We start from the raw sequence: 24240 nt of genomic DNA on the forward strand, positions 1-24240 counted from the left end.
CATGCGACGTGCTGACGATCCGGTTGCGCAGCGTCAAGCCCTTGAGGATGAACGGGGTCAACAACGGGTCAACTGTGGACATGATCCGGCTCCCAGGCATTAAGGACTGGAGTGTGAGCCCAACCGCCCACACACGGTGAGTGAGGTCGAACGGCTGGAGGAGAGGGGCCAGGCTGTCGATGTCATGTGCCGCGGGCTCCGTCTCATCCGAGCGAGAGGCCAACCGTCAAACGAGGGTCTCAGGGCGGCTGGCGTGACGATGATTGTATGACAAGCAACAGGGTGGTCTGATCGTAAGGATCCTCCCATTCGGTGTCAATACTCATGTCTTGGTCTTGGGCGAGGAGTCATCGACACCCGCCGCAGAGGGGGCAGGACTCGGCCCGAGCTCCGCATACCGGCGAGGTCTTGTAGCGTCCGGGCATGGTGGTCGCGAGAGATCCGGAGAGGGTGGAGGCGCTGCGCGAGGCGCAGGCCAAGGCGCTCATGCTGTTCGAGGAAGTCGTGGCGCGCGGGCTCATCGTGCCGGGGGTCGGGGAACGTGAGCTGTCCGATCAGGTGAGGGATCTGGCGGCCGAGATGTTCGGCATCCGCGCGTTCTGGCACAAGCGGATCGTCCGCTCGGGGATCAACACGCTGCAGCCGTACCGGGCGAACCCGCCGGATCGGGTTCTGGAGGGCGATGACATCCTCTTCCTCGACTTCGGGCCGATCTTCGAGGCGTGGGAGGCCGACATCGGGCGTACCTATGTCCTGGGTGACGACCCGGCCAAGCATCGCCTGGCCGGCGACCTTCCGCTCATCTGGAACGCTGCCCGCGACTATTTCGAGGCCGATGCCGGCATCACTGGTGAGCAGCTGTATGAGCATGTTCTGGCCCTGCTGGCGGGGCGGGGCTGGGGACATGGCGCGAGCCATGCCGGACATCTGGTGGGGGAGTTCCCTCACGAGCGGATCAACGGTGACCAGGTCGACTGCTACATCACGGCGGGCAGCACGGGTCCGATGCGGCGGCTGGACGCGGCGGGCAACCCGTGTCACTGGATCCTGGAGGTTCATCTCATCGACGAGGAGCGCCGTTTCGGGGGGTTCTTCGAGCAGCTGCTCGATGGGTGAGGGCTGGGAGGTGCGGGAGACTGCGCGCGGGCGTCCGGCGGAGGGCTCCGGCGACGGTGGCCGGCACCTGGTGTTCTCCTACGGGACCCTGCGCCTGCCGCGGGTCCAGCTGGCCCTGTTCGGCCGGGCGGTCCCGACCCGGCCGGCGACCCTGTCGGGGTTCCGGGTGGAGCAGCTCACCATCGCCGACCCCGAGGTCGTGGCCACGAGCGGCACCTCGAGCCACCCGATCCTGCGGCCCAGTCCCGACCCGGTCGACCACGTCGAGGGATCGGTCCTCCACCTGAGCACCCAGCAGCTGGCCGCGGCCGACGCCTACGAGGTCGAGGACTACCGGCGGGTCCGCGCACGGACCACCGCAGGTGAGGCCGTGTGGGTCTACGTCGCCGACGGCAACTCATGACTCGAACCGGGTCGCTCGCTGTGGCCGGGCCCGTCCACCTGGGCCCGTTCACTGGACTGCTTCCTGGCAGCGTCCTTTATGGCACCGTCGACCTCGGACGTGGGCGCGTTTCTTGGCGGTGGTGGAGATGGCGTTGTCGTAGTGGTCGGGGCCCAGGTCGTTGAACGGGGTGTCGGGGTCGACCAGCAGCTTGACCTCACCGTCGTTGTCAGACCGGCTGATGGACGTGGGCGTCAGCGATTCCCCTCGAGCTTCTTGCAGATGTCCTCGATGAGGTCGAGCAGGGCGATGGCTCCGCTGTAGCCGGAGATGAACAGGTCATTGCTGAAGTAGGCGTGGCCCGCCGTGACAGCCGGCAGCTTCTTCCACAGTGGGTTGGAGGTGACCGATTCGATGCCGAGCGCAACGCCGAGGATGACGGTTGCCTGGCCGAGGTGGGAGATCATGTCCTCGTTCGAGATGGGATTGCCGTAGTAGTTGGCGCCCTTCGCGTTTGCGTTGCCGAGCGTGGCTCCGAGCTGGGCGAGGACGGTCAGCGCGTCGGCGCTGGGCAGGTAGCGATAGAAGTCACCGGCGTCATCCTTCTGGATCACTTCCCAGCGGTTGCCGGTCAGTTGGGCGCGGTACGTTGTCTTGGCCTGGGCGAGCTGGTCGGCGTACTTCTTCTTCCATGCCGCGAGTTGGCTGTTCCGGTTGGCGGCGTTGGCGAATCCGGCGGTGGCAACCTCCCAGGCGACATTCCCCTCGTCCGTCTTCAGCGCGAAGGTCGGGACGAGATCCTTGACCTGGGCGTAGAGCTTCTGGTCGATGTAGGTGTCGTAGCTGATCAGCAGATCGGGCTTGAGCGCGGCGATCTTCTCGACGTCGAACTGGCCGTAGTCGCCGACGGTCGGAAGGGCCTTGATCCTCGCCTGGTACTGCGGCAGCGCTACCGCGGCCTCGCCATCGTCGACGCCGACCGGAGTGAGGCCGAGGTCGAGCAAGGTGGTGACTGCCGCCTTGGACAGGGCGATGACCCGTGTCGGGTTCGCGGGCACGTCCACCGGCCCGTACGCGCCCTGCACCCGTCGGGTGGACGGGGTCGTGGAGGGTGTCTCGTGCGGCTTGGAGCCGGAGGAGCCGCAGGCGGTCAGACCTAGTCCGGCGGCGAGGCCGAGCCCGCCTCCGATCAGGCCGCGGCGAGTGAGTTCGTCGACGATCCGCCGGAACTCAGCGTCGAGGTCCAGATCGGGACGGGCGGGTGCGAGCAGTGTCGGCATGGAGACCTCCGTAGAAAGGTTAGGCAACCCTAAACTAGGGCTCGGTCCAACCGGTGGTCCACGGGGGTCCGGGATGTGAGCTCCGTGTCGTCCCAGATTGCCGGCCTCCCTGAGATCGCAGCGTCCAGAACGACTTCCGCTCGTGTGGGTATTCATCGAGCCCGGCTGCTCCACCGATGGAAGCCCGTTGTGACCGGCCTGCTCCGGCGAAACCAAAGGCTCGGAACCCGCGGATCGCCAGGAGGTCAACGATCCGGCCCACGTCTTGGAGTCCGCGCGCCGCCCCGGCCGTTCGGAGCTCGGAAGCTGCCATTCTCGAGCTGGCCCTCATGGTTCTCATCCCTCCCTTGTCCTGGCTCGTCATCCTCCTCGGCTCTCGCGATGTGACATCTTCACCCCTACCGGCGCGCACCACGAGCCGCAATGGTGGTCGCGAGGAGGATGTGGCGAGATCCGCCGTGCGATACGAGGGAGTCATCAGCAGTGAACGAGTACGAGGTGACCGTGCACGCGAGCGCGAGCCCGTGCCCCCGGCAGGAGGAGCTGGCCTGGCGGATCGCCGAGGTGGCGGCCGACCCGGTGGCGGTGAGCGAGGAGGTGGCGGACATGGTCGTCAACCGGGTCATCGACAATGCGGCGGTCGCCGTGGCCTCGCTCACCCGGTCGCCGGTCGTCACGGCGCGGGACCAGGCGCTGGCCCATCCAGCGGCCCCGGGCCGCCGGGGTGCCGCAGTCGTGGGTCTGGAGGCGGGGCGCCGGGTCTCGCCGGAGTGGGCCGCGTGGGCCAACGGCACGGCGGTCCGCGAGCTGGACTACCACGACACGTATCTGGCGGCCGAGTATGCGCATCCCGGTGACAACATTCCCCCGTTGGTCGCCGTCGCCCAGCACCTGGGCCGGGGTGGCGCGGACCTCGTGGGTGCGATCGCGACCGGTTACGAGATCCAGGTCGACCTCGCGACAGGAATCTGCCTGCACGAGCACAGGATCGACCACGTGGCTCACCTGGGTCCCTCGGTCGCGGCGGGCCTGGGCACGTTGCTGGGGGCTCCGGTCGAGGTGACGTACCAGGCGATCGGGCAGGCGTTGCATACGACGACCGCGACGCGGCAGTCCCGCAAGGGGGCCATCTCCAGCTGGAAGGCATTCGCTCCGGCGTATGCCGGGAAGGCCGCCATCGAGGCGTTCGACCGCGCGCTGCGGGGGGAGGGCGCACCAGCCCCGATCTACGAGGGCGAGGACGGCGTCCTCGCCCGGCTCCTCGACGGCCCGCAGGCGCGCTACCACGTGTCCCTGCCGGGGCCCGGTGAGCCCAAGGAGGCCATCCTGCGCACCTACACCAAACAGCATTCGGCCGAGTACCAGGCGCAGGCGCTCATCGACCTGGCCCGTGCCCTGCGGCCGCAGCTGCCGGACACGAGCCGGATCACCTCCGTCGTGATCCACACGGGCCATCACACCCATCACGTCATCGGCACGGGTGCCAAGGACCCCCAGAAGATGGACCCGAGGGCGAGCCGGGAGACGCTGGATCACTCGATCGCGTACATCTTCGCCGTCGCTCTGCAGGATGGGAGGTGGCACCACGTCGACTCCTACACCCCGGAGAGGGCGGCTCGCCCGGACACCGTCGCGCTGTGGCACCGGATCGCCACGGTCGAGGACCCGGAATGGACCGCCCGCTACCACGATCCGGACCCGGACAGGCGCGCCTTCGGCGGTCGGGTGGAGATCGCCCTCAAGGACGGCAGCACCGTGACGGGCGAGCTCGCCGTGGCCGACGCCCATCCCGCGGGTGCCCATCCGTTCGTGCGCGCCGACTACATCGCCAAGTTCCAGACCTTGGCGGACGGGGTCGTGTCGGCGAGGGAGCAGGACCGCTTCCTCTCGCTGGTGCAGCGCCTGCCGCGGCTGCGCCCGGAGGAGGTCGCCGATCTCACGGTGGCGGCGGACCTCCTCGGGTTGCCTACCGGGCGTCCGGGGGTGTTCTGATGAACGGCCCGGCACCCGCGCAGGCGGCCCGGCAGCAGCTGCGGCGGGGACTGGACAGCGGACGGCTGCTGCGCTTCCCCGGCGCGTTCACTCCGTTGTCGACGCGGCTCATCGCCGAGCTGGGGTTCGAGGGCGTCTACATCTCCGGGGCTGTTCTGGCGGCCGAGCTGGGTCTGCCCGACATCGGCCTCACGACGCTCACCGAGGTCGCGGGACGCGCGGAGCAGATCGCCGCGACGACCAGCCTGCCCACCCTGGTGGATGCCGACACCGGCTTCGGTGCACCACTCAACGTCGCTCGGACCATCCAGACGCTCGAGGGCAAGGGCATCTCCGGCTGTCACCTGGAGGACCAGATGAGCCCCAAGCGATGCGGCCACCTCGACGGCAAGACCCTCGTGTCGACCGAGGACATGGTCCAGCGGATCGCCGCAGCCGTCGCCGCGCGCAGCGACCCCGACTTCGTCATCTGTGCGCGGACCGACGCCCGCGGTGTCGACGGCCTGCCCGCCGCGATCGAGCGGGCCCAGGCCTACGTCGCGGCGGGTGCCGATCTCATCTTCCCCGAGGCGTTGTCCGGCCCCGAGGAGATGCGCGTCTTCCGCGAGGAGGTCGAGGCCCCACTCCTTGCGAACATGACCGAGTTCGGGAAGACCGCGCTGCTGGACGTCGACACCATCGCCGCGATCGGCTTCAACGTCGTCATCTATCCCGTCACCTTGCTGCGGCTGGCGATGGGGGCCGTCGAGGAGGGGCTGCGGGTCATCGCGCAGCAGGGGACCCAACGCGACCTCGTCGCGCGTATGCAGACCCGGTCACGCCTCTACGAGCTGCTCCGCTACCGCGACTACGCCGCTTTCGACTCCCAGATCTTCGCCTTCGACGTCCCGACCGGTGAGCCCGTCGAACCCCCACCGACCGCCTCGACCCGCAAGGACCAGCGATGAGCCCCTCCACACCCGAGGCCACCGTGCACCGCGGCCTCGCCGGAGTCGTCGTCGACACGACGTGGTGAGCATGTCTATGCCAAGCTCGGCTGCCGGCACCGGCTCACCGCGGTGCGCCGCGGGCGGCAACTCGGCCTCATCCAGTCCGACGGCTGACGGCTGGGTCGAAGGGTATGCCGAATGCTCGGCGGCCTCGCCCTGCCGGTGATCTTCTCCGTTGCGACAGGTTCGGCGTTCGCTACGCCGGCACCATCCACACCGCCAGCATCGACCGCTGGTTCAGACGACGTTCGCAACAGGTCTCAGTGCTGGTGTGCCGCGCGGCGGCGTGCGGCTCCGAGCAGTGCGGTGCCTCCGGCCACCAGGAGTGTGATCAGGCCGAGGAGTTGGATCACCTGGACGCCGGTGTAGGCGAGTCCGCTCGTGCCGCTCGCCGGCGACGAGCCGCTTCCCGCGCCGCCGGAACCCGGCGGGACGGTTGGCGTTCCAGTGCTGGTGGAGGGTGCGCTGGTCGAGGAGGTGGGACTGCTCGTCGGGCTCGTCGAGGTGGGACTGCTCGTCGGGCTCGTCGTCGTGGCAGCCGCTTCGAGAACGAAGTCCTGGCCGCCGCGGTTCTCGCCGGCGTCGGTGATCGTCACCGTGCGGGTCGTGGGGCCGGTCGGCTCCAGACCGTCGGGGACGGTGAGGGTGATGGTGTAGTTGCCGGGGTCGAGGTCGTCGAGGAAGTAGGAGCCGTCCGTGTCGGTCGGCAGCGTTCGGGAGACTCCTGGCCCGCTGACGGTCACGATCGCCGCCGGTACCGGCTGGGCCCCGCCGCCCACGGTGCTCTGGGTGACCTGCCCGCCGAGGCTGCCGGGCCGGGTCAGGGCGAAGTCCTCGTCGGGCACGTCGGAGCCCGCGACGGTGACGCCAGTGCGGGGTGGGGTGGGGCGGTAGCCGTCCGGTGGGGTGACGGCGATGTCGTACTCGCCGGCAGACACGTGCTCGAAGACGTAGCTGCCGTCGCCCCTGGTGACCGTGGTAACCGACGTGCCGCCATCGCGCGGGGTGAGCGTGACGGTCGCCCCGGGCAGGCCGGCGCCCCCGCCGGTGACCGTGCCGGACACCGAGGGGAGTTCGACGAGGGTGAAGTCCTGCCCCGTGACGGGGGTGCCATGCGGGATGTCGAAGCTCCGCGAGCCGGGTCCGCTGATGTCGTAGCCGTCCGGGACCCCGGTGACCGTGACCGTGTAGCCGTCCTGCTCGGCGTTGTCGTCGAACAGGTACCGGCCGTCCGCGTCGGTGGTCGTCGTCCGCGGCGGGCCGCCGCCGGGTGGAGTAAGGGTGATCTCGACCCCTGCGACGGGGCTGCCGTCACGGGTGGTGACGGTACCGGAGACGGACTGTGGCACCACGTGGCGCAGCGAGAAGTCGGCCGTGGCGTCGGAGCGGGCCGTGCTCACCGTGTGCTGGGCCGACCCGACGACAGCGCAGCCATCGGGACGCTCGACCTGCACGGTGTAGCCGGGCTGCGTCGCATACTGACCCAGGTCGTAGGATCCGTCCGCCGCCGGTCGGGTGCTGGCCAGCAGGCGGCCGTCCGGAGCCAGGAGCCGCACCGACGCCGCCGTGAGGGGGCAGGTGGCTCCGGCAAGGGACACGTCGGTCACCGTTCCGGAGATGGTCCGGGCGACGCTGGCGAACCACGTCTGGTAGACGGGGAAGCCGGCCCGTCGGGTGAAGGTGAAGGTGAGTGTGGAGAGGGCGAGGTCCGGCTCGAACCAGGCCGAGGCCGCGTTGGTGTCCAGGGCACCGGGGTTGCCGGTGAGCGTGGAGCTCGCCTGGTCCCAGCTCGGCAGGTCGGCGTCGCCGAGGTAGTTGAAGACGCCCTGGAACCAGGGCGCGATCTGCGCGGCCGTAAGCGGCGTTCCGTCGGCGTCCTTGGCCGAGATGCGGACTGCGTCGCTGTCGATGTCGCCCAGGACGAACGCCCACCCCGTTCCCGGCGTCGGCGCCGAGAAGGAGTACGTCGTCGTTGAGGGGGTCGTCGCCTTGTCGGCCTTGGGCCGCAGCAGGAGGTAGGGGCTGTTCCGCGATGAGCCGTACTTGGTCCCGACCTCGGTCGGGACCGGGTCACCCGGCCCGCCGAGGAAGCTCGTCGCCCCGCTCGGAACCTGCGCGGGGCTGCGCGAGTCGCTCGTCACCGAGGCCTTCGGGAAGCCTCCGGCCGGCAGCTGCATGGTCGTGGCGTAGGCGTTCGACGAGCCGGTGAGTGGTCCCCATGTCGCCCAACCGGTCGTCCGCTCCGCGCTGACCGGCGCCGCCGTCGTCACGGTAGCGGCCACCACTGCTGCTGTCGCAGCCATCACCGTGCCGACTCGCACAAGACGCATGCCGTTCTCTCCTTCGGAGATAGCCGCAGGAGAGGTCTGCCACTGAAACCCCTCGTCGCAGCCAGCTCAAAGGGTAGACGGCAACGATCGTCATCTGCCGATGCCGCAGAGGTGTGCGGATATCGTGCAGAGAAGTGCGGATCTGTCTCAGGCGCAGTCTTCCGCTGCTGCGTGGTGGCGATCTGGTTAGGCTCTCAACGTGACGCAGCCGTGGATCCACCATGGCGCGCTGGAGGAGCTACTGGCTCTCGGGAACTCGGGTCCCGGACCGCCCTCGGTGTGCGTGGTGTCTGGCGGGCCGGGCTCCGGGCGCACCTCCTTGGTGCGCCGCTTCACCGAGCAGGTCGACCTGCCGGTGCTGTGGGTCGACGGTGGGACGTATGCCCGTTCCGGACACCTGGACAGCGCCGTGGACCTTGCCCACTCCGGGCTCCTGCCGTTCCTCGAGCTCACACGTCCTGAGGAACTCGAACGCATCCTCGCTGACCCGGCCACGGCGGACCCCCATCAAGTGGCCCGCGACTTGTGGCTGGTTGCCCAGGCGTACGGCGACCTTGAGAGGCCTCGGGTATGTGTCGTCGATGACTTCGATCTGCTCGATCTGGGCTCCCAAGAAGTCGTGGCATACCTCCTGCGACGCGTCTCCCAGCTGAGCACGAGAGTCGTGCTGGTGACTGGCGCCTCCCACGTGCCTGCGCCGTTGCACGGCATCCCCGTCGTGGAGCTGAGACCACTGGAGGTGGACCAGGCGCGAGCACTGATCGAGTCGTTGATCGACGAACCGGTTCCGTACCGGGTTGCCGAGCAGATCCGCCGCTCGACGGCCGGTGTTCCCTTGGCCATCGCGTCCGTCGTCCGCCGCCTGACGTCCTCGCAGCTCGCGGGTCTGGATCTGCTGCCTCATCCTCTGCCGCTCAGTGAGGTCTCGGCTCGACGGCTGCTGCCCAGGGCAGGACTGAGCGTGGGCCAGCGTCGTCTGCTCGCCGCTCTGGCCGTTGAGGAGAGCCTGGGTGTCGACGAGGCCCTGGTGGTCCTGGCGGGTGACTCGATCGACGACGCGGTGGCCGAGGGTGTCGTCCACTCCGTCAATCACGTCATCGCTCCCGTCTCGCCTGCCCAAGCGCTGGCGGTGTGGACAGCCACGGCCGAGCTGGAACGGCTGGCCATCCATCGGCTCCTGGCCAGCGCCACCCCGGACACCGGTTGCGAGCGACTGCACCGGGCCCTGGGCGGGGAGGACGTCGGGGCCCACGAGGTCGCCGAGTCCGCGTTGGCGGCCTATCACTCGGGCGAGTTGACCCACGTGGCGCTGGCAGTGCAGCTGATGGGCCGTGCGCTCCCGAAGGGCTCTCTTCCGCTCGCGGCGATGCTGTTCTCCGACGGCTATGTCGAGACAGTTCGTGCGGTCATCGAGGTGAGCGCCGGTCGCCCGGGCCACCTGGACGCCGACGACGTGGCCTGGCTGCAGGCTCAGGTCGCCATGCTCACCGGTCTGGTGAGCGACTCCATCCCCCGGGTTGTCGCGGAGCCACCGCCCGATGAGGAAAGGCGGCGGGCGTGGGCGGGAAGCGTCTTCGCCCTGGTTCGTGCCCAAGTCCAGCGAGGGGACCTGGACGGTGCTGCGCGCACGATGCAGCAGGCGGCTGTTGGTCTCGGCGCGGAGATCCCTGACCTGCAGGCGCTGGCTGAGGTGGTTCGGGCGGAGATCGCCCTCAAACGCCGCGAGGATTGGGCGCCGGCGGGCCTGGCCGAGGCGGCACGGCGTTGGGTGGCGCTCAAACCGCCGGGGTACGAGGTGAACTCGTCCGTCGTCGCCTTCATCCTGCTGTCGGTCAGCCCGCGCTGGCCGCCGCCGTCGTCGAGGCGTCGCAGCCATCCCCGGCAGAAGGGGGCCTGGCGCGGGTCGGGCACTTGGCCAGCCGGATCCATGTGGAGATGGCTCGATGTCACTACCGCGCAGCCGAGTCCCTGTTGCGCCGCCTCGATCGAGTGCTGCCCTACCAGACGACCGGGACCGCGCACGTGTGGGCGCCACAGGTGCAGGTCAACGCCGTGCTCGGCCCGGGCGACGAGGGCGAACGCCTAGCCTGGCGGTTCGGCGGGGATGGCATCTTCCGCCTTCCGCCCGAGGCACGGTCGGACGTCGCCATAGCGCTGGGGCATCGGGCGCTGGTCGAGGGCGATCACGAGCGAGCGGCGGCGCTGCTACGGCAGGGCCTTACGACTGGTGGGTTCCTCTACGACCCCAAGACCGCGATCGTCGCCGACCTGCTCGAGGCGACGCGTGCCGCCGGCGGCTCCGCGGACCAAGCTGGTGCTCTCTTGCAGATCCACACCTCGTGGCTTCCCGATCGTGGCGGAGTGCGCTTCCCCGCGTTGATGGCACGGTGCCAGGCGTTGACGATGGCGCCTGACGAGGCTGACGCGGCGTTCGCCACGGCCGCCGAGCTGACGGCCGAGGGCTATCCCGTCGACTTGGCGCGCACCCTTCTCGCCCACGCCCGAATGCTGCGCGGCGTAGGTCGTTTCGGCGACGCGGAGACGCTCCTGGAGCGGGCCAGCGCGGTGTTCCAGGGCGAGGGGCTCTCCGGGTGGGTGACGCATGTCGAGATGCTCCGCACGACGCCGCCGCGCGGGCTGGGTCCGCTCCTGACGGCGACCGAGCGACAGATCGTGCAGATGGCACTGGAACGACGGACGAACTCCGAGATCGCCCAGTCGCTCTACATGTCCAAGCGGTCGGTCGAGCAGCACCTCACCCGCACCTTCCGCAAACTCGGAATCTCCCGCAAGTCCCAGCTCGCAGACCTCGACCTGTCCTTCGAGTGATCCAGGCCCCCGGGCAGGCCCGCATCGATGCCGGCGCAGGCCGCCCTCCACGACGGCGCCTATGGCGATCGAGCATCGCGCGATCGCTCCCGGTGGGGGAACATCGCCAAGCCTTCACAGTGCGCGACGATCGACTCGGTGTAGCCGACCCGCGACCTGCGGGTCGGCCGAGGCCGCGACATGCCGCTGCAGCTCGGCAGGCCGTGCCACAAGGCATACGGCCCCGGTTCGATCTGGCCGGCGTTCCGGCCCGGAGAGGCGGGGGCCCTCTACGCTGCCGAACATGGAGCAGTTGCAGACCAATCGTCAGATCGAGGACGCCGCCATCGCGCATGTCCTGCACCTCGAAGCTGCCGCCGGACGAGCCGCGATCGACACCCGCGGACGCGACGCCCTGGTCATCGTCGAGAACGTCCGTCAGGGAGAGCCGGGTGCGTTCCGGGGTCCTCGACCTCAGTGGTGAGCGGCTCGCAGCTCTCCTGACGCGCAAACGCGAGAAGCACTGCGTCGAAGTACCGTTCCCTGTGGCGGCCGACGACGCGGCAGTCAGCGAGAGCTCGTAACGCAGGACCCACGCGGCCTGGCGAACCGCGACAGTGCGAGACCTCAGCATGTTCGGGCTGGGCTCTGAGCAGTTGAGGATCGAGTGCGGCCTCAACCACAACGACCACCACTGCGCATTCGCCACCCGCTGCGACTCACCGTCCGCTACGCCACCACCATCCACGTCGCCAGCATCGACCACTGGCTTCAGCGACGTTCGTATCAGTTCCTAGCCTCAGTTCCTAGCCGACGGCGATCTCTGCGAGTGTCGCGGCGCAGTACTGAGCCAAGGGCCCGATGAGGGCGGCGTCGCTCTCGCTGTAGGAGTTCGGGACGTCCAGGATGTTCACCGATCCCACGACCCGACCGTGGTGGCGTACGGGAACGTTCAGCGCGGCGCCGCATCCGAGGCTGGAGATGAGCTCGTGGTCGGGGAAGACGCGTGTCAGTTCCTGGTGATCACGCGCGATGAAGGCGCGGCCGTCGGTGAATGCGGTCGCACCGAGTTCGGAGCCGTAGAAGCTCTTGGCACCGCCGATGGGGTAGGACGCCGGGTCGCTCGTGTAGAACCGACGGGCCAACCGTTGACGGTGGTCGATGGCAAGCACGGTGAACAGCTTCCACCCGACCAGTCCTGCGCAGACGCGCGCGAGGTCCCCGAAGAGCTCTCCTGGCGCGGCGACTGCTGCCGCTCGGGCGATGTCGCCCGCGGCGTGTGCCCAGTCCGCGGCGGTCGTCTGCGGCAGGTTCCACCACGACACCAGCCTTAGATCGGGCCCGTCGTTCATGCTGTCCCTCCTCGCGCGCTGACATGGATCGCGCCGCAGCCCAGGCTGTGCGCCGCGCTCGACCGGGCCTGCCCGGATCGACTCGCTGCCGATCTCATGCCGGGACCGGGTCGTGGGCCGTCTCGTTGAGTTCCTCCAGGGTGTGTCCGGAGGTGGAGGTGCCCATGATGCCGATAATGATGGCCGCGACGAGCAGGACGATCCCCTCCAGGATGAACACGCCGTTGAACCCGTGGTTGACCAGAACCACCGGGATGATGTTCGGGGCGATGATGCCGCCGATACGTCCGACGGCGGTGGAGAAGGAGTTGCCGGTCGCGCGGATCCGGGTGGGATACAACTCGGGAGTGAGCGTGTAGAGCGAGGCATAGACGCCAGTCAGGCAGAACGAGAGCAGCATGCCAGTGGCGATGACCGGTCCCGGTCCGTGGACCCGTCCCATGAGCAGGGTGGCGACCACTCCGCCGAGCAGGTATGTGGCGCTGACCCATTTCCGATCGAGCCTGTCGTTCAGGAAGGCCGCACTGAGGTAGCCGGGGATCTGCGCGATGTAGAAGAGCAGAACGAACGTGAAGCTGTTGGAGAGGCTGTATCCCTGGGCGACGAGGAGGGTCGGGATCCAGAGGTTGAACCCGTAGAACGCGAAGGTGACCGCGAACCACATCAGGCAGGAGACGATGGTGCGACGGGCCATCGACCAGCCGTTGAACAGCGCGACGATGCTGGCGACGATCCCGATCCTCTTGACACTCTCGTGGGCCAGTGCGTCGCTCTCGGGCGACGTCTGAGCGACCGGCGGCAGCTTGGTGCCGGTCGAAGCCTCATACTCGGCCTCGAAGCGATCGACCACTGCGTCGGCCTCCGCCTGGCGTCCATGAGCGAGCAGGAAGCGAGGCGATTCCGGAAGGACCCGCCGCCACACCAGGAGCATCACCACTGGCAGCGCCGTGATGATCTGAACCCAGCGCCAGCCGTTGTCGAGCGGAACGATGATCTTGCTCACCAGCGCCGCCAGCACGAATCCGAAGGCGAAGAACACCGACAGAGTCCCGATGTACTTTCCCCGATCCCTCGACGGGACGAACTCGGACAGGAAGGGCGCGATGACGGCGCTCTCGGCCCCCAGACCCACGCCAGCACACACACGGAGCCAGAAGAACATGTCCCAGTTGGTCGAGAACGCAGCCGCGACACTGAAGACGGCGAAGAAGAGAAGGGCGTACATCATCACCGCCTTGCGTCCCAACCGGTCGGCGAGTTGGCCTGCGACAAGGGCACCGACGGCGAACCCCCAGAGGCCCGAGGACGCGAGCAGTCCGATCTGACCCTTGCTCAGGTGCCAGTTCACGGCCAGCACGGGCAGGAGGAAGGAGATGACGGCGCCGTCGGCAGCGTCGAACATGTAGCCAAGCCCACCCTGGAACAGCAGCCGGCGATGCGGGCGGCTGAGCGGAATCCGGTCGAGCCGTTCAAGGGTGGGGTCCATGGCATCTCTCCCGATCGTGATCTGCGTCTGACCTGACGGACCTCTATGCCGGCAGTGGTCGGCAAGACTAGATGCATACTGGATAATACGCAAGAGTCGTTGCATGAATCTGTCGGTCGCATCGGGGATCCTTGGGTGGTTCTGTTGCGTACCTGAAGTCGACTCGGGAGGCTGCAATGTCGCTGGAGAGCTGGGTAGAGGATCTTGCCCTGCACGCCTCGCTGGGCACGCGAGCCTCTCGCGTCGTCTCCGTCATCGCCTCGCAACCACGACTGGCGTCATGCGCGACTGGACGAGAGATCGCGGAACGCGCGGGCGTCAACATCGCGACCGTGACCCGGACGGCACAGAGCCTCGGCTTCACCGGGTGGCCGGACCTGCAGCTGGAACTTCGCGGACGCTACCTTGGCAGCCTCTCGGCAGGCGACGTGCTCCATGAGCATGCCGACCTCGCGCATACCACCGCCGACCCGATACTCGCCGCGTTTCGGGCTGATGCCAGCAATCTGGCACTGGCCGCCCGGACGATGGACCTGGATGCCGCCCGGGCCATCGCCGACGCGATCCTCGGTGCGTCGCAAACGTTGGTGCTCGGCTCCGGCAGCTACCTCGCCCCCGGCGTCATGCTCGCCCAGTTTGCCGGGTACTTGGGGCTCAATGTCGAGCCTGACCTCATGGCCGGGACCTACCGGGCGAGCCGGCTGATGGGAATGAGCCCGGGAGACGCCCTCGTTGTCTTCAACGTGTGGAGGCTGCCTCACGAGATCCTGGCTGCCACGCGGTTCGCGAAGGAGCGGGGTCTGGTGACCTGCGTCATCACCGACCGGCGTGCCTCGCCACTGGCCGAAGCCGGCGATCACGTGGTCGTGATACCCAGCGAGGGCGTTGCCCACTTCCCGTCCATGACCGCCGCGGTCGCACTCGTCCACGGCCTCCTCAATGAGATCGTCACCCGAGACCCCCGCGGAGCGCGGAGGACGACCGCCGCCACCGAGGACAGTTGGCGGCGGCTCAACCTCATGGCGGACCAGCCTCCTCCGCACTGACACCAGGATGCACGACCTGTAAGAGAGTTATTGCGCATTCCACAAGATGCACTGTATGTTGCGTCGGTCCACTGATAGGAGCCGTCATGTGTCCGCAGAACCAGGAGCCGGGCGCCGGCGTTCGCGGCGCCCCGCCACACGCCACTCAAACAGCCGGGCGCGACAGGAACATCGGATCCAACCACCCGGATGGCCTCATCCTGCGATCGGTGAATGTCCTGGACGGCACTGGCGCGCCACCGTACGGTCCGGCGGACATCCTGATACGCGGGGACCGGATCGCCTCGATCGTCGACATGACCGATCCGATTTCGCGGGGGCTAACCGGTGGCGCGGATCTGCGAGATCTTCACCCCAAGGCCCGGGTGATGGATCTGCCAGGTCGGTTCGTGATGCCGGGACTCGTGGATTCACATGCACACATCGGCGATATTCACCAGGCCCCGAACGCGGACTACGTGTACAAGCTGTGGCTCGCTCACGGTGTGACGACCGTCCGCGAGGTCGCCTGCCTCAACGGGTTCGACTTCACCGTGTCCGAGGCCGCGAGAAGTGACCGATGTGAGATCGCCGCCCCGCGCATCCTGCCCTATCCGTTCTTCGGCCTGGGACACCCGGGGCCCATCCTGGACGCCACCGACGCAGCCAAGTGGGTCCAGCAGGCCGCCGAGCACGGGGCGCACGGGGTGAAGTTCTTCGGGGTCGCTCCAGAGGCATTCGAAGCAGCCCTCAAGGAAGCCGCCGTTCTCGGCCTGGACAGCGCCTGCCACCACGAGCAACGTCGCGTCCGCCAGGTCAACGCCCTGACGACAGCACGGTGGGGACTGCGCAGCATCGAGCATTGGTATGGCATCCCGGAAACGATGTTCCGCGACCGGACAGTGCAGAACTTCGCGGCCGGGTACAACTACAGCGACGAGCCGGCACGGTACGCCAGCGGCGGCCCCCTATGGATGCAGAGCGCCGAACCCGGATCGGCCCCCTGGGACGAAACCCTCGACGAGTTCCTCTCGCTCGGCGTTACCCTCAGCCCCACCTTCAACATCTATATCGGCCACCGGGATTCCACGCGGGTACGCACCTCGGAGTGGCACCGCGACTTCACAGCACCGCAGCTCTGGGACTTCTTTGAGCCCAGCCCCGACAGCCATGGATCGGTCTACCAGGACTGGGGCAGCGAGCAGGAAGGACCGTGGCGACAGGCATACACCCGCTGGATGGCGTTCACCAACGACTTCAAGAACCGAGGCGGACGGGTGACCGCGGGATCGGACTCCGGATTCATCTACAAGACCTTCGGATTCGGACTGATCGAGGAGCTCGAGCTGCTTCGAGAGGCCGGCTTCCATCCCCTGGAGATTGTGCGCGCCGCGACCCTCGACCCGGCCGAACTCGTGGGCTTGGGAAAGGAGATCGGATCACTCGAACCAGGCAAGGCCGCCGACCTGATCGTGCTGGACGAGAATCCGCTGACCAACCTCAAGATGATGTACGGCCACGGGGCGCTGCGCTATGTCGACGGCGTCGCAACTCGCGTCACGGCGATCCGGTACACGATCAAGAGCGGCGTGGTCTACGACGCCGACCGACTGCGCACAGAGGTCAAGGACATCGTCGCCGAGGAGAAGGAACGGATCAGTATCGAACAGCCTCGATGACGCTGTCCATCACGTGGGTCTGCCGCGACACCGGTTCGTACGACACGACCACCGGCCCGTAGACCACGCGCGGACCCATCACCTGACTCTTGTCCGCGCAACACGCTGACCTGCGGCGATGCGTTGCTGAGACGCCGGTTTGAGGCACTAATTGGTGTTCAACGCGCCCGCAACGCGCCGTGGACGGCACCGATGCGGAGGGCTCGAGGCGCCACGGCGGTGCAGCTGGGGCCGTGATCGATCACGTGCGAGGCGTCGTGGCTGGCTGCTGTGAGGCGCTGGGCGACGGCGGGGGAGAGGTTGGTGTTGAGGAGGAGTTTCACGCCACTGCGAAGGGAAACCGCTGGACCTACGACGGCGCCACCAACGGTAAGGGCAAGCCCTACACCAGCACCAGCCACGACGGCGTCAACGCCTACACCACCACCATCGGCAGCTACGACGCGCTCCACAACACCAAGACCTTCACCGTCGACATCCCCACCGCCGAGACCGGCCTGAGCCGCTCCTACGCCTACACCCAGGCCCACAACATCGACGGATCCCTCGGCTACGTCAACACCCCCGCCGTGGCCAACCTGCCCGCCGAGCAGTCTCGTGAACGTGCGGCGTGTCTACCAACGGGCGGGGTAGATGAAGTGGGCCGTGGGTCGCTCTAGCCATCGGGTGATGCGCATGGCCAGACGCATCCCGGTGGCGAAGCGGGCCGTCTTCAGGCCGGTCAGCTGGCCGGGCGTGCAGCGCAGCTCTTCGGCCGCGGCGGCCCAGGTCAGGTCACGGCCAGAGCGGGCCGCGGTTCATTGTATCGCCGCCGGACTACGACATCACGGACGTGATCCCGCCCGACCAATCGATCTGCTCACCGCACCATGAATCGACTTTGCCGAGGCCCTGCACCCTCACCGGGTGCTGAAGCCCGCGACGGTGCACAAAGACGCGCAGATCCTTACACGGTGGTGCGATTCGGCGCAATGGCGTGAATCAGACCAGATGGACACTCCTGGCGGGCTCTGCCTCGTCGCGCTACGAGGCTCTCGCCTGCGTCTTTGGCGTGGGCGGGCATGAAGGACCTTGTCCGGAACAGGGCACGACAAAGACTACTCGTGACCTAATCGTTACCAAGCGCGCGGCGTGTCAAAGTCGACAGGAGACCAGTGAGAATGCTGGGAGCAGGCCGGTTCTGCATTTCCGGGTGGTTGCGGCTGGATCCGGCTCGTTGCGCGGATCTGTGCCCTATGTGTGTGCCCTCATTTTGCGGATCAGTCGTCCAAGGGGATCTCGCGGACCCCGCTGGGTGACACGGCGAACAGCGCGGGACCGCCCTCGACGGCGCGGTTCCAGATGGCGGATTGGTTCGCGATGAAGAGGTCGGCCATCTGGCGACCGGACAGGTTGCCGGAGGTCAGGTAGAAGGCGCGGACACCGTGACCGATGACAGCGGCGCGCTCCGCCGGCCGATAGCGGATCCGTTCGTCCTTCATCAATACTGGCCATCGGTGGCCGCCTGCAAGCTCCAGCCAGGTGACGTCTTCAACGGCCTGGTCGGCAGGGATCCCGTAGTGCTCGGCCAGTGTCACGAGATCCCAGCCGGCGTTGCGCAGCGCAACGGGAACCTGCTTCCGGCCCAGGCTCCTGTCGACGAAGAAGTGTGGGCCCGGCATCGGCGGTGGCGCTCAGTTCACGAGGACGGCCAGGGCGTCCTCAAGCTCCGCACGCGGGATGCCGTACTCCTCCGACACCACCTCGATGTCGCGCTCGGCCTTGAACAGGGAGACCGCGTCCTCCAGCCGCACACCGCCGCGCCGGAAGATCGGCTGGCCGAACGAGCGGCGTACATCGGCGACGAGCTGCGCCTTGCGGAAGCCGGGCAAGGGAACAGCGGTGGCGAAGCCGTCGGCGCCGAACGTAATCTGCTGCAGGTATCCGTCGACGACATCGTTGAAGACTCGCTGACCGTCCCTGACAACGACGAGTTCACGCACAGCGTCGGCTTCGTCGCCGCCGGTGCGTGCTGCGTAGTCGAACAGCACTTCGGCGCCATCGGTGAACAGTCGTTGGGAGGCGAGGGCATGGTGAATGTTCATCTCGGCCCCAAGGCGCTCCAGCGCTGGCCTGATCCGCTGGAGCGGCACGCCGGCCTTGCGGATAGCGGACAGCGCGTAGCCTTCAGCGAGCCCCACGAAGGGGATGTTCGGCCCGCGTGATCCCGCTCGCTCGACCGTGCTCAGGATCGGCGCACCGTCGACCTCGCGCCCCCCGATCACGGCGTGGTAGCCCCGTGCCCAGTTCCTGAACGTGGACTCGGACAAGTCGAGGAAGCGCGCCGCCTCGGCCTGCGTGTAGAGGGGCGCGTGAAACTTATCGACCGACGCCTCGGCCTGCAGAACGGTCATCGCATCCACCTCCCATCGTCGTTCCGCCACCCAATCATGACGCATCATGTCTGGTCGTGAGGCTCGCTCTCGCTTCGGGGCCGAGCACGTCCGTGTCGCAGAGGATCGTCAGCGGTAGGTGCCCAAGCCGGGCTCTTCGGGGTACTTGTCGTAGTTGCGGGCAACGGCGGTGGGAAGGTCGTCGCGGTCGATCGCGCCTGTGGCACTGCCACAACTGTCACTTTGTGGTCGGTCATGACCTGCCAGCGGCGGTGCAGGCGCCGGTTGCCGCTGTCGCCGCGTTCGGCCGCCGCGCTCGGGGCGGCGGCCCACCGCTGGTGCATGGTCGTGCCGGGGGCGTAGCGGGGTTCGTGGTGCCAGGCGGACTCGATCAGCAGCCTGCGCACGTGGCTGTTGATCACCGGCCAGGCCGCGCAACTGCTCGGTTGCTCGCGCGAGCACGTCGTCGACCTGTGCGAGACCGGTGGCCTACCCTTCCTGACCGTTGGCACCCACCGGCGTGTTCGTCGCGAGGATGTGGAGGAGTTGCGGGAGCGCACGACGCGCACGAACCGTCCCGACCGTCGTAGCCGGTGGTTGAACATTGCGGTGGCCGGCGAGTTGGCGCGCGATCCTGAAATAGTGCTGCGCCGTGCGCGCGCCAACCTTGAGCTCCTGCAGGCCGAGCACCCAGGCGGGCGTGGTGCGATGTGGCTGCAGGAGTGGGAGAGACTGCTCGACGGGCCGGTCGAGGACGTGCTCGACCTCCTCACCTCGCAGACGCCACACGCTCAGGAGCTGCGAGCGAACTCGCCGTTGGCAGGCGTGCTTAGCAGCGCAGACCGCGACAAGGCGCTCCACGCGTTCTACACGCACCGGACGCCCCGGGCCTCGTGAAGCGCGAGCAGTTGGCGCACATTCTGCGCGCGGCCGCGAATGTTGCCCACGACGATCACGTCATCGTGGTGAGCAGCCAAGCGATCCTCGGCAGTTTCGACGAAGACGAGCTGCCCGAGCCGGCGCACGCCTCGATCGAGGCGGACGTCTTCTTCGCCGAGGACACGGATCTGACGAAGTCGGACATGGTCGACGGTGCGTTGGGTGAGGACTCGCCGTTCCAGGAGATGTATGGCTACTACGCCCAAGGTGTCGACGCCACCACGGCGATCTTGCCGAGGGGTGGCGGGACCGGCTGGTGCGCCTCGCCCCGGTCGCCGCACATGGCGCCATGGCCTGTGCCTCGAACCCCAAGATCTGGTCCCTTCCAGACTCGTCGCCGGGCGCATGAAGGATCTCGAGTTCGTGTCGTCTCCGCTCGACGCCGGCCTGGTACGCATCGGCGTCTTGCGTGACCGTGTCGGCCTGCTGCCGGTGGGTCCGGTACGCATCCGGCAGATCACCGAGTGGCTGAACGCTTTGGGCGCTGCGCCGTCAGCGCCAGTAGCCGACACTGAGGCCAAGGCCGGGCAGTCCTCCGCCATTCCTCGTGGCAATGCACTAGCCGGACCGGCGTGTGTCCGGTGGGCCACGACCAGAACCGGTTGTCCGTGGCGAATCTGTGGCGAAGTTGCGATTTGGGCGCATCGTCGCGGGTGAACGGATCGCATACGTCAGTCTGCAAGTCCGTCGCGAACGCGTGCTGAGCCAAGCGGCTTGATCGTCGACCCTCGCTGCGGAGTTCGATGCTTACAGGGTCGCGAGGTGGCCATCGAGGACCGTCCCAGTCGAACGAGCGACGGGATCTGCCGACTCCTTCCCGTCGCAGCCACCACATGAGGCCGAGGACGCCGGAGGTCAAGTCTGTGGTCAGGACGGACAGTGCCCCCTCGGCGCCGTTTCCCCAAGTAGCACGGAAAACCACGGCGCAGCCGTCGTCACGAGGAGGGCAACCCATGTCGAGCACAACCCAACCGGAGGCACCCACCCTGCTGTCGGTGGACGAGGCAGCAGCGTGGTGCCGGATCAGCGTCGGGACGCTCAACCACCTGCGGATGCACGGCCGGTTCGCGCCGGCGGTGCGGATGGGCAAACTGCGCTACTGGCTCGCCGAGGACCTGACCGCCTGGATCGAGGCGCAGCGGGAGCAGCCGTGATCGTCCAGACGCCCGGTGGCCGGTACGGGGCGCGGGTCAAGTTCCGGGGTGTCGTGGTGGCCGATCGCACCTTCGATCGCCGGGCGGACGCCGTGCGGTGGGAGACCGAGCAGAAGCGGCTGCTGAACGAGGGCGACTACGTGCCGCCGTCGGCCGGGCGGATCACGGTCAAGGAGGTCGCCGAGGAGTACCGCGAGTCCCGCGAGGGTCAGGTCGCCGTCCGGTCGTGGGAGTCCGACGAGTCGGCGCTGCGGGTCCACATCGTCCCGGCTCTGGGCAAGCTCCCGGTCTCGTCGGTGACGCCGATGCAGATCGAGCGGTTCCTGACCGACCTGGCCACCCGCCGCTCGGTGCGGACGGCGGCGCGGGTCCGCACGACGCTGCGGGGTCTGTTCGCGTATGCGGTGAAGACCCGGAGCATCCGCCGCTCGCCCGCAGCGGGCGTTCGGCTTCCCCGTCCGGAGTCGCACACGGGCAAGGTCATCGAGTTCGAACCCTTCACCCTCCCGCTGCTCCTCGACGTCGTGGAGGCTCCGCGCGCGACCGCCGGCAAGTACGCCGACCTCACCCTGGTCCTGGGGCTGACCGGTGTCCGGATGGGGGAGCTGCGCGGGCTCCGCGTCCGGGACGTCACCGACGTGCCCTACCCCGGGCTCGCCGTCAAGCGTTCCCTGCCGCAGTCCGCCCGCACTGGACGGATCGTGGAGCGGGCCACGACCAAGAGCGGTCAGCGACGCGTCGTGCCGATGTCCAACCTGGTCCAGCCGGTCGTCGCGGCCTGGGTGGAAGGCAAGGACCCCGAGGACCTGCTCTTCCCCTCCCCGGAGGGCGCCTACCTGCGCTCGAGCAACTGGCGCCGGATGACCCGCTGGGACTCACTGGCCTACTGGAATGCGACCTTCCGGGCCCCTGGATCATCGTCTCCTCTGACGTTCAGCCGCAGGCGGAGTCCTCACGTTGCCGCCAGTCTGCGCATAGGTCTTGCTCGGGATTTCTTGCCTTGCCTAGTTGACGTCAAGCGAGCTGGTGCATTACCACCCGACGCACCAAAATGGCGGGAGGCGCGCCACTGGCACATCAAGAATCAGCCTCAGAAGGCTTGCTGACCTGACTCCCGAGGACTACGGTGGCGACGATCGCGAGATCGGGGGAGTGCGTCAGGTTCGTTCGCTAGAGCTTCTGGCACTCGATCGTTGGAGGGAGCCATCGTGAAGGTCGCGAAGCTGGGTCTAGCCGCGTTGTTGGCGGCAGTTGCAACAGTAACTCTCGCAGGGCCCGCTGAGGCATACGACGGGGGCGATGCCGCCGCGTACGCCGACACGTGGGCGCTCTCGTACAACAGTCACTACCTGAAGTTCGGTGACGACTGTACCAACTTTGTGTCGCAGTCCCTCCACGCTGGCGGCAAGCCCTTCGTTGGTTACGGAACCTCACCGACGTCAGACTCCGTCTGGTGGCAAAACAAGAGCGCAAACGCGTGGAGTCATTCATGGACGGTGGCTTGGGACCTTTATCAGTATCTTGACTACCACGGCGGCGGCGGGACGTACGAGGGTAGCGCCCCCGGAACCTCGATCAATCCATATACACCATCTAGTGTCAAGACGGGGGACGCTCTGTTTTATGACTGGGGTCATGGCGAGGGCGTAAGTCACTCTGCTATTCAGGTCGGGATCGGTGGCGATCCCTCATCCGGCTACCAGGGTAACTACATCGATGAGCACACTTCCGGTCGCAAGCACGCCTTTTGGTCCCTATATCCGTACAATGCGTATCGCAGTACTACGACAATTTATTTCTTGCACATACACTGAGTCCGATTAGCCCGGGCATAGGGTAATAGACGGTGAGGGCTTCCAGGGTGGAGAAGGTCAAATGAAGCGATGGACTTGGCCAACGGCCGTCGCCGTCGGTGTACTCGGAATCATGTTCCTGGTGTTTTGGCAGGGCCAGGTCCAGACGCCCCGAACGCGAACGGACGCTGCCTCAATTGAACAGTCTGATCAGACAGGGGCCGTGAAGACCGCCTTCGCCAACGGCATGCAAGCGATGATGTCGGCCGGTACCCCGTCGACAGGGCAGCAGCACCGGATGTTGAGCCTTCGCAAGACCACGCTGTCGCGCTCGTCGCTGTCCCAGCCCGAGCTCACCACCTTGGAACAGACCGGACGGGTCGCTCTGGCCAAGTACTTCACGACTCAAGAGATGTCAGACGCTCAGAAGTCCCTTATGGGGATGCTGGCCATGGATCGGGATCCCAATCAGATCAATCAGGGCGCTGGCGTGTCGAAGATTCGCTACCAGGACGTCACCGTTCGTGGGGACAACGCAAACATCGGGGCCGACGTCACTGCCTGGGCCAAGTCGCTCGTTCGGCAATCGCCTCAGGGTAGCTGGCTCGCCACTGCACCCGTTAGCACCATGCACTTCACAGCCACTCTAGTCCGACAGCCGAGCGGCCAGTGGCAGATCTCGTCTCTCTTCGGAGCGTTTGCCCCGGGCGAGGGACCCTGAGTCGTACGCTATGAGCCATCCGCCGCTGATACGCAGCGGCGCACCTGCCAAAGAGGTGCGACATGTCAGACGCTCGTGATCAGGTGGGATTGTCGAAGGTCGCTCTCTTGAGCCTCGCCTGTGCAGCGTTGGTCGTGATCGGTCTTGTAATCTGGGGCAAGCACACGGTCGCCGCAGACGGCAGCATCTGCGGCTCCGCCTGGCACTTCTGGGTCATGCGCCGAGGCACGAGCGGCGGTCAAGTAACACCGTCAGAACAAGAAGCGATTGCGCATGCGTGTCGAGTGGCGAGTCGAGGATCGTTCCTGACCGGAGCAGCGTTGGTCGCCAGCGGGCTCGTGGCGGGAGCATTCGCTCTGCGAGCAGCCCTCGGTGGCCGCTCTATGGATACCCAGGAAACGTCTGAGATCTATTGAGCCTGATACGCCGCGCAACGGTGCCGATGCCCTGGTGATCGCCTTGGCTTTGGCCGAGGGCGGCAGGGTCTTCACCCAAGAGAGACACCGTACAACAGCCAGAAGCCGCGCATCCCCGATGTCTGCGACGCCATGGACCTTGCGTGGAGGAGGCTCCCCAAGTTCGTCAATGATCAAGGTCGGACGTTTGGTGTCAGATGACGCTCCAGGGCATTTCAAGCCGCCTCATGCCATTAGTCCTTTCCCGCGCGGACGACGCCCGAAGGACCCCTAAACAATCCGCGGTCCCTAACCGGTTGAGTGACCCCGAGGGGGATAAATCCTAATTCGACGACGATGATGACTTCGTGTTGTTCCCAGACGTCGTCCCAGTTGAGTTCGGTGATGGCGACCCGTGTCCGGCCGA

Annotated in this window: 22 protein-coding genes; 16 read left to right on the top strand and 6 right to left on the bottom strand. The window is 67.3% G+C overall.

All coding sequences use genetic code 11. The annotated features are described in order from the left end of the window. Positions 1-423 precede the first annotated feature (423 nt). Together BN12_RS01645 and BN12_RS01650 are read left to right on the top strand one after the other, a co-directional pair. Positions 424-1116 carry a M24 family metallopeptidase gene (locus BN12_RS01645; RefSeq protein WP_048549756.1) on the top strand — a complete coding sequence of 231 codons (693 nt, stop codon included), beginning with the start codon at positions 424-426 and terminating at the stop codon, positions 1114-1116. Then, positions 1109-1519, top strand: coding sequence for a gamma-glutamylcyclotransferase family protein (locus BN12_RS01650; protein WP_083454330.1), 411 nt, complete (start codon positions 1109-1111; stop codon positions 1517-1519). The genes BN12_RS01645 and BN12_RS01650 overlap by 8 nt, the downstream gene beginning before the upstream one ends. Positions 1520-1752: 233 nt before the next feature. On the opposite strand, the gene BN12_RS01655 is transcribed toward BN12_RS01650, so the two are convergent. After that, a complete protein-coding gene (locus tag BN12_RS01655; RefSeq protein WP_048549757.1) occupies positions 1753-2778 on the bottom strand; it encodes an ABC transporter substrate-binding protein in 1026 nt (341 codons plus the stop codon). Between the two features lie 441 nt (positions 2779-3219). Here BN12_RS01655 and BN12_RS01660 point away from each other — a divergent pair, with 441 nt between their 5' ends. Together BN12_RS01660 and prpB are read left to right on the top strand one after the other, a co-directional pair. Beyond that, positions 3220-4770, top strand: coding sequence for an MmgE/PrpD family protein (locus BN12_RS01660; protein ID WP_083454907.1), 1551 nt, complete (start codon positions 3220-3222; stop codon positions 4768-4770). Then, positions 4767-5717 (top strand): methylisocitrate lyase, encoded by a 951-nt coding sequence (gene prpB / locus BN12_RS01665; protein ID WP_048555880.1) that lies wholly within the window; start codon positions 4767-4769, stop codon positions 5715-5717. Before BN12_RS01660 ends, prpB begins: the two co-directional genes overlap by 4 nt. A gap of 302 nt (positions 5718-6019) precedes the next feature. Here the strand turns inward: prpB and BN12_RS01670 are convergent, their stop codons facing one another. Then, positions 6020-8089 carry an MSCRAMM family protein gene (locus tag BN12_RS01670; protein ID WP_083454332.1) on the bottom strand — a complete coding sequence of 690 codons (2070 nt, stop codon included), beginning with the start codon at positions 8087-8089 and terminating at the stop codon, positions 6020-6022. A 199-nt stretch (positions 8090-8288) separates the two neighbouring features. On the opposite strand from BN12_RS01670, the gene BN12_RS01675 reads away from it, so the two are divergent. The 3 genes from BN12_RS01675 (at position 8289) to BN12_RS01685 (ending at position 11381) form a co-directional block, all read left to right on the top strand. Continuing rightward, entirely contained in the window at positions 8289-10175 is a 1887-nt protein-coding gene (locus BN12_RS01675; RefSeq protein ID WP_048549760.1) for an AAA family ATPase, read from the top strand. Continuing rightward, on the top strand, positions 10127-10918 hold the full coding sequence (locus BN12_RS01680) for a response regulator transcription factor (RefSeq protein WP_048549761.1): 792 nt from the start codon (positions 10127-10129) through the stop codon (positions 10916-10918). Before BN12_RS01675 ends, BN12_RS01680 begins: the two co-directional genes overlap by 49 nt. Before the next feature lie 283 nt (positions 10919-11201). After that, positions 11202-11381 carry a hypothetical protein gene (locus tag BN12_RS01685; protein WP_048549762.1) on the top strand — a complete coding sequence of 60 codons (180 nt, stop codon included), beginning with the start codon at positions 11202-11204 and terminating at the stop codon, positions 11379-11381. A 322-nt stretch (positions 11382-11703) separates the two neighbouring features. On the opposite strand, the gene BN12_RS01690 is transcribed toward BN12_RS01685, so the two are convergent. After that, on the bottom strand, positions 11704-12249 hold the full coding sequence (locus tag BN12_RS01690; RefSeq protein ID WP_083454334.1) for a GAF domain-containing protein: 546 nt from the start codon (positions 12247-12249) through the stop codon (positions 11704-11706). Between the two features lie 94 nt (positions 12250-12343). After that, positions 12344-13735, bottom strand: coding sequence for an MFS transporter (locus BN12_RS01695; protein WP_048549764.1), 1392 nt, complete (start codon positions 13733-13735; stop codon positions 12344-12346). A gap of 176 nt (positions 13736-13911) precedes the next feature. Here BN12_RS01695 and BN12_RS01700 point away from each other — a divergent pair, with 176 nt between their 5' ends. From BN12_RS01700 to BN12_RS01710, 3 genes are all read left to right on the top strand, one after another. Further along, the gene (locus tag BN12_RS01700; protein ID WP_053079922.1) at positions 13912-14781 is read left to right on the top strand and encodes a MurR/RpiR family transcriptional regulator; all 870 of its coding nucleotides are present in this window, start codon (positions 13912-13914) and stop codon (positions 14779-14781) included. A gap of 209 nt (positions 14782-14990) precedes the next feature. Then, on the top strand, positions 14991-16439 hold the full coding sequence (locus BN12_RS01705) for an amidohydrolase family protein (protein WP_200901119.1): 1449 nt from the start codon (positions 14991-14993) through the stop codon (positions 16437-16439). A 233-nt stretch (positions 16440-16672) separates the two neighbouring features. Further along, a complete protein-coding gene (locus tag BN12_RS01710) occupies positions 16673-17098 on the top strand; it encodes a hypothetical protein (protein WP_048549765.1) in 426 nt (141 codons plus the stop codon). A 600-nt stretch (positions 17099-17698) separates the two neighbouring features. On the opposite strand, the gene BN12_RS24225 is transcribed toward BN12_RS01710, so the two are convergent. Together BN12_RS24225 and BN12_RS01720 are read right to left on the bottom strand one after the other, a co-directional pair. Beyond that, positions 17699-18100 (bottom strand): PIN-like domain-containing protein, encoded by a 402-nt coding sequence (locus BN12_RS24225; RefSeq protein WP_157635293.1) that lies wholly within the window; start codon positions 18098-18100, stop codon positions 17699-17701. 12 nt (positions 18101-18112) lie between these two features. Further along, positions 18113-18832, bottom strand: a complete 720-nt coding sequence (locus tag BN12_RS01720) for a DUF433 domain-containing protein (RefSeq protein WP_157635294.1) — start codon at positions 18830-18832, stop codon at positions 18113-18115. 393 nt (positions 18833-19225) lie between these two features. Between BN12_RS01720 and BN12_RS01725 the strand changes: the two genes are divergently transcribed. The 6 genes from BN12_RS01725 to BN12_RS01745 all read left to right on the top strand — a co-directional run bounded on the left by BN12_RS01725 (position 19226) and on the right by BN12_RS01745 (position 23418). Further along, positions 19226-19708, top strand: a complete 483-nt coding sequence (locus tag BN12_RS01725; protein WP_235432269.1) for an excisionase family DNA-binding protein — start codon at positions 19226-19228, stop codon at positions 19706-19708. After that, entirely contained in the window at positions 19705-20163 is a 459-nt protein-coding gene (locus tag BN12_RS01730; RefSeq protein WP_048549769.1) for a hypothetical protein, read from the top strand. Before BN12_RS01725 ends, BN12_RS01730 begins: the two co-directional genes overlap by 4 nt. A 540-nt stretch (positions 20164-20703) precedes the next feature. After that, positions 20704-20904 (top strand): helix-turn-helix transcriptional regulator, encoded by a 201-nt coding sequence (locus BN12_RS24930; protein WP_048549770.1) that lies wholly within the window; start codon positions 20704-20706, stop codon positions 20902-20904. After that, entirely contained in the window at positions 20901-22010 is a 1110-nt protein-coding gene (locus BN12_RS01740; RefSeq protein ID WP_048549771.1) for a tyrosine-type recombinase/integrase, read from the top strand. The genes BN12_RS24930 and BN12_RS01740 overlap by 4 nt, the downstream gene beginning before the upstream one ends. Positions 22011-22112: 102 nt before the next feature. Next, positions 22113-22718, top strand: coding sequence for an amidase domain-containing protein (locus tag BN12_RS23570; protein ID WP_162233018.1), 606 nt, complete (start codon positions 22113-22115; stop codon positions 22716-22718). 202 nt (positions 22719-22920) lie between these two features. Then, positions 22921-23418: a hypothetical protein gene (locus BN12_RS01745; RefSeq protein WP_157635295.1), complete on the top strand. Its 498-nt coding sequence runs from the start codon at positions 22921-22923 to the stop codon at positions 23416-23418. The last annotated feature ends 822 nt before the right edge of the window (positions 23419-24240 follow it).

Origin of the sequence: Nostocoides japonicum T1-X7, from assembly GCF_001046855.1 — a bacterium.
GTDB classification, from domain to species: domain Bacteria; phylum Actinomycetota; class Actinomycetes; order Actinomycetales; family Dermatophilaceae; genus Nostocoides; species Nostocoides japonicum.

Coding starts and splice junctions, on each gene's coding strand:
- BN12_RS24930 (WP_048549770.1), top strand. CDS start 20,704: ATGTCGAGCACAACCCAACCGGAGGCACCCACCCTGCTGTCGGTGGAC.
- BN12_RS01695 (WP_048549764.1), bottom strand. CDS start 13,735: ATGGACCCCACCCTTGAACGGCTCGACCGGATTCCGCTCAGCCGCCCG.
- BN12_RS24225 (WP_157635293.1), bottom strand. CDS start 18,100: ATGCCGGGCCCACACTTCTTCGTCGACAGGAGCCTGGGCCGGAAGCAG.
- BN12_RS01655 (WP_048549757.1), bottom strand. CDS start 2,778: ATGCCGACACTGCTCGCACCCGCCCGTCCCGATCTGGACCTCGACGCT.
- BN12_RS01685 (WP_048549762.1), top strand. CDS start 11,202: ATGGAGCAGTTGCAGACCAATCGTCAGATCGAGGACGCCGCCATCGCG.
- BN12_RS01645 (WP_048549756.1), top strand. CDS start 424: ATGGTGGTCGCGAGAGATCCGGAGAGGGTGGAGGCGCTGCGCGAGGCG.
- BN12_RS01650 (WP_083454330.1), top strand. CDS start 1,109: ATGGGTGAGGGCTGGGAGGTGCGGGAGACTGCGCGCGGGCGTCCGGCG.
- BN12_RS01720 (WP_157635294.1), bottom strand. CDS start 18,832: ATGACCGTTCTGCAGGCCGAGGCGTCGGTCGATAAGTTTCACGCGCCC.
- BN12_RS01660 (WP_083454907.1), top strand. CDS start 3,220: ATGTGGCGAGATCCGCCGTGCGATACGAGGGAGTCATCAGCAGTGAAC.
- BN12_RS01670 (WP_083454332.1), bottom strand. CDS start 8,089: ATGCGTCTTGTGCGAGTCGGCACGGTGATGGCTGCGACAGCAGCAGTG.
- BN12_RS01700 (WP_053079922.1), top strand. CDS start 13,912: ATGTCGCTGGAGAGCTGGGTAGAGGATCTTGCCCTGCACGCCTCGCTG.
- BN12_RS01690 (WP_083454334.1), bottom strand. CDS start 12,249: ATGAACGACGGGCCCGATCTAAGGCTGGTGTCGTGGTGGAACCTGCCG.